The sequence below is a fragment of the Shewanella sp. ECSMB14102 genome (genome assembly GCF_000813075.1).
Classification (GTDB): Bacteria; Pseudomonadota; Gammaproteobacteria; order Enterobacterales; family Shewanellaceae; genus Shewanella; species Shewanella indica.
In genome coordinates this window covers 1-5,666 of record NZ_JWGX01000083.1, presented here as the reverse complement: position 1 = coordinate 5,666, position 5,666 = coordinate 1, and the positions used below count along the sequence as shown (strand labels likewise).

Sequence of the window (5,666 nt, the reverse complement as noted above, 5' to 3'; positions counted from 1 at the left end):
ATATTAATAAAATAATTTTTTTTAATTTAATTTTTATAATAATTTTTTTTTTAAACATTTTTAGATTAAACTTTTTTAGTTTTAATTTAACTAGACAATTTAGATTAAATTTAACTTTTATTTTTTTATTATGATTACCTACTATAATTATTAGATTAACTAAGATAAACAATATTTTTTTAATTCATTTATTACCATTAGGAACTAAAGGTTTATTAATCCCTATAATAATTTTAATCGAGTTAATGAGATTTTTTATTCGTCCTTTAACCCTATTTTTGCGTTTAAGTATTAATATAATTGCAGGGCATGTTCTTATAAGTTTAATTAGTTTAATAATTATACATAATAATTTATATTATTTATTTATTATATATATTTATATATTAATAAAGTTTTTAGTAAGATTTATTCAGTCTTATATTATTGTTACTTTAATTAATTTATATATTGAAGAAATTTATGACTAATAATAATTTTTTTTTAGTTAATTTAAGTCCTTCTCCTTTAATAATTTGTTTAATTTTATTTTTATTTATTAATAGAGTTAATAATTTTTCTTGAATAATTTTTTCTTATATTAATTTAATCTGTGTCTTTTTTATTTTTATATTTTATTTATTATTTTTTTATTTTTTTATTATATTAAATGAAAATTTTTTTTTTGGTAAATATAGTACAAAAAAAAAAAATATTTTGGTTAATGGTTTTTTTTTATTTATTATTTCTGAGTTAATAATTTTTATTTCTTTATTTTGAAGTTTTATTCATAATGCTTATTCCCCTAATATATTTATAGGGAATTTTTGACCTCCAAAAGGAGTTTTGGTAGCAAATCCAACAAGAATAATTATTTTTGGTACTTGTATTTTATTAAGCTCTAGATTAATTATTATAGTTAGTCATAATATAATGATTAAAAATTATAAATATAAAAGATTATTTTATTTATTTATTTGTTTAACTATAGGTATAATTTTTATTGATATACAAATTTTAGAAATGAGAAATTATTTTTTAAAGTTAAATTTTAATTTTAATGATAGAATTTTTAGAAGTTCTTTTCTTTTCACTACTTCTTTACATGCTTCTCATGTAATTTTAGGTTTAATTGGTTTAATTTTTTCTTTTTATTTATTTAAAAGAAATAATAATAATTTTATTTTTTATTTAAATTTTGAATTTAGAATTTGATATTGACATTTTGTTGATTATATTTGAATTGGAGTTTTTACTTTGTTTTATTATTTTAATAATTAAACTCTATTATATTATTTACATTGAAGATGTAAATTCAAAAAGAGTACAGATTTATTTTTTAATTTGGATTTAAAAATTTTTTAATCTGAATTTTTCTATTTTTAATAATAATAATTATTTTTATTATAATAAATTCAAAAAATAATTTTTTTATAATAATTCTTTTAGACATTATAATATTAATTTTAATATTGTTGATTTATATAAATATAAATAATTATTTTCTTTGTAATTTAATTTTTTTAATAGTTTTTAGAAGAATTATAGGTATTGTTTTAATTATTTTAAATTCACGTTTAAAATCTAATTTTAAGTCAAATTTTTATAAAGAATAAATTTTGATTTTTGTTTTTTTTGATTCGAAATCAAAATTAAATAATCAAATTATATAATATAATTTAAATTTTCCTTTCGTACTTTTAAAAATTTAATATTAATTAGATAAGAACCAATCTGGCTTACACCGATTTGAACTCAGTTCAAGTTATAAATTATTAGTCGAACAGACTAACTAAATAAATCTATTGCGATTTAAAGTTTATATAAAACCAACATCGAGGTAATAAAAATTCAATAAATTTGTTCTTTAATTAAAATTTATCCTGTTAACCCTAAAGTATTTTTTTTTCTATTCTTAAATAAAAGTTCTTTTCAATATATAATTAAAATATTTAAATTAAATTTTATCCCAAAAAACTTTTTAAAAAGTGAAATTTTAGGGTCTTTCCGTCTAAATTAAAAATTTAATATTTTCATTAAAATTAAAATTTCAATTTAATATTACATTTAGTTTTATTATTTTTTTATCCTTTCATTCAAGTTTTTAATTAAAAAACAAGTGATTATGCTACCTTAGCGATTAATCGGCTATTTAATTTTTCATTGAGCAGAATTTACTATTGATTTATTCAATAAATAATATTTTGTTAAAAATTAAAATAATAAATTTAAAAAAAAAAATTATTTTATAACATTATATTTTTTTTAAACGGTTTTTTCCCATTAATTCTACTAATAAAATTATTATAACCAAAATTAAATTATATATTTTAAAAAAATTTAAACTTTTATAATTTAAATAAATAATTTAAAATAATTATAATTAATTTAAAATCTTTTTTAATTTAAATAATTAAAAGTTTTTTATTTTAGCTTAACTAAAATTTATATTTATATAACTAGAAAAAATAACTCTTAATATAACATTAATAAATTTATTTTTATTCAATATTTTTAAATAATATTTATTTCTTTATTTTTCGAGATTTATAAAAATAAATAATTAAAATTTTTAACTTTTCCTTATACAAAAGGTATATCTAATAAAAATGTTTTTATTTTTATTTAATATGTATATTTTTACAATATATATATAATTTTTTATTCTGTTAAAAGAAATTTTCATTTTCTTTAAAAAGTCAAATTTACAGAATTTTCATTTTTTTCCTTTAAGTTCTAAACTTAATATAAATAAATATACTTTATGAAAATTTTTTAAGATAATTAATTAAATTGTCAATTTAATTTTTCTTAACCAGTTTATCTTGAATAATTTTAAAAGGAAAAATATTTTCGACTTTTTGTTAACAACAAAATGCTTAAAGCTTCTTTTAAAAATTATGAATCAATCTAAAGTTAAATTTTTTCATTCAAAAAATATAATTAAAATTAAGGTAACTATAAATAAACTTATTATTATTAAAAAGTTTAAATTTAAAAAAATTATTATTCTGATAAAAAAAATTTCTAAATCTAAAATAAGAAATAAAATTAAATATATAAATCTATATATAGAGAAAAAAAATCGTGAGTATGTTATATTTATATACCCACACTCATACATAGAACTAAATGAAAAATTTATGTTTATATTATTTTTATTAAAGTAGAGATATATATAAAATAAAATTATTAAAATAAATATAATTATAAATACAAAAATTATTATAATTTTATTTATTAAATTAAAAATTTAATTTTTTTTTTTATTTATTTTAAATAGACTATATTATTATTTTCTATAGTATGACTATTAATAGGGTAAAAAAATATAAATTCTTGGTTATTTGAATTTCTTTCTGATATTAAAATTATTTTATTTAATAAAAAATTTTCTATTAATGTGTATAAAAAAATGACTATAGAAAAAAAAGTTATTATAGAACCTATAGAGGAGATAAAATTTCATATATATATTGAATCTAAATAATCAGAATATCGTCGAGGTATACCCATTAATCCTAAAAAATGTTGAGGAAAAAATGTTAAATTAATACCAATTATTCTTGATCAAAAATGAATTTTTAGTAAATTTATGTTAAAATATATATTATATATTAAAGGGACTCATATAAAAAATCCACTAAAAATAGCAAAAACTGCTCCTATAGATAAAACGTAATGAAAATGAGCTACGATATAATATGTATCATGTAAATTAATATCTAAACATGAGTTAGAGGCTACAATTCCTGTAAATCCTCCAATAGAAAATATAATTAAAAATCCTAAAGCTCAAAAAAATGAAATATTAAAATTAATATGAGAATTAATAATAGTAGTAAATCATCTAAAAATTTTGATTCCTGTTGGAATGGAAATAATTATAGTAGCGGCAGTAAAATATGCTCGAGTATCTACATCTATTCCTACAGTAAATATATGATGTGCTCAAACTACAAATCCTAATAATCCAATGGATATTATAGCAAATATTATTCCAATTTTACCAAAAACTTCTTTTTTCCCTAAATTATAGCTAATAACATGAGATACTATACCAAATCCTGGTAAAATTAAAATATATACTTCTGGATGTCCAAAAAACCAAAATAAATGTTGATATAAAATAGGATCTCCCCCACCTCTAGGATCAAAAAAAGATGTGTTAAAATTTCGATCTATTAAAATTATTGTGATGGCACCAGCTAAAACTGGTAAAGCTAATAATAAAAGTAATGTAGTAATTAAAATTGAAAGAGAAAATAATGTTATTCTTCTTAAATAATAATTTTTATTTTTTATTAATAGAATTGTAGAAATAAAATTAATAGATCTTGTAATTGAGGATAAACCAGCAATATGTAAAGAAAAAATTATTATTTCAATTGATGAAGATATAAAATATTGAATTGATGTTAATGGAGGATATATAGTTCATCCTACTCCATTAAGAACTCCTTTAATTGAAGATGAAATTATTAATAAAATTGAAGGAATTAATATTCAGAAATTTATATTGTTTAATCGGGGAAAACATAAATCTGTTGTGTTAATTATTAAAGGAATTAATCAATTTCCAAATCCTCCAATTATAGCTGGTATAACTATAAAAAAAATTATAATTATTGCATGAACTGTTACTATAGAGTTATAAATAAAATCATTTTGGATTAAAGAACCTGGTTGAAATAATTCTATACGAATAACTAATCTAAAAGAGGTACCTATTAAACCTGAAAACAAACTAAATATAAAATACATTGAACCAATATTTTTATGATTTGTTGATATTAATCAAATTATTAGTAAATTATTTTTAAGTTAATTATCAATAACTAAGTTTTACTATTTTCTAAAATTTATAAAATTGTAAATTTTAATTCTCAATTTTAGAGAATAAAAGAAGTTTTTTAAAAAAGTTAGCAGCTTTAATATTTCTTTTTTAGGAGAATTTCAATGGAGTATGAATCCAATAGCTTAAATAGCTTAAACCTAATTTAGATAAAAAATATTAATATATTTAGATAAATAATTAAGTATATATATATATTAATTAAAATCTTTTTTCAAATTAATGTAAAAAAATGATTTAAAAAAAATACAAAAAAAATTAATGAGAAAATAACTATTATAAGAAGTATAAATAATATAATATATTTGATTTTTATTAAATTTCTTAAAAAAAATAAAATTTTTATTTTTAATATAAATATAATTGAAGGAGGGTAAGAAATTAAGTTTAGAATGATTAATAAAAAAAATATATCCATATTTAACATATTAAATAAATTATTATTATTATTTATATATATATACATAATAAAATAATAATTTACTATTATATACAATGATAAATAAAAAAATAAATATGTTTTTCTTATTAATCCTAATAGAAATATCCATCTAACTCTATTAATAGAGGTCACTGAGTATAGATACTTGTAATTATTGATATTTATCACTAGATAAATAGATATAAGTATTCTGAAAAGTACAAATAAAACAAAAATTTTCGTTAAATTTAAGTAAATTAAATTTAACGGAATAATTTTTTGTAAATTCATTACAATGAAAAGAATAATTCAATTCATTTGTCTTGAGATTTTTAATAATCAACTGTGTATAGGGGGAACCCCTATTTTAATTAAAAAAAAAATTATTAAAAAAAAAAATTATTTAATAAG

Annotated in this window: 1 protein-coding gene and 3 pseudogenes; 2 read left to right on the top strand and 2 right to left on the bottom strand. The window is 16.2% G+C overall.

Features of this window, described 5'->3' with window-relative positions; genetic code table 11:
• Positions 1-143 precede the first annotated feature (143 nt).
• On the top strand, positions 144-470 hold the full coding sequence (locus RC73_RS21565; RefSeq protein ID WP_081953888.1) for a F0F1 ATP synthase subunit A: 327 nt from the start codon (positions 144-146) through the stop codon (positions 468-470).
• A 352-nt stretch (positions 471-822) separates the two neighbouring features.
• Positions 823-1,194: pseudogene (locus RC73_RS21560) on the top strand (cytochrome c oxidase subunit 3); the annotation flags it as partial.
• 2,412 nt (positions 1,195-3,606) lie between these two features.
• Here RC73_RS21560 and RC73_RS21555 read toward each other — a convergent pair.
• Positions 3,607-3,762 (bottom strand): annotated as a pseudogene (locus tag RC73_RS21555) (cbb3-type cytochrome c oxidase subunit I); the annotation flags it as partial.
• A 168-nt stretch (positions 3,763-3,930) separates the two neighbouring features.
• Positions 3,931-4,743 (bottom strand): annotated as a pseudogene (locus RC73_RS21550) (cbb3-type cytochrome c oxidase subunit I).
• Positions 4,744-5,666: the final 923 nt, after the last annotated feature.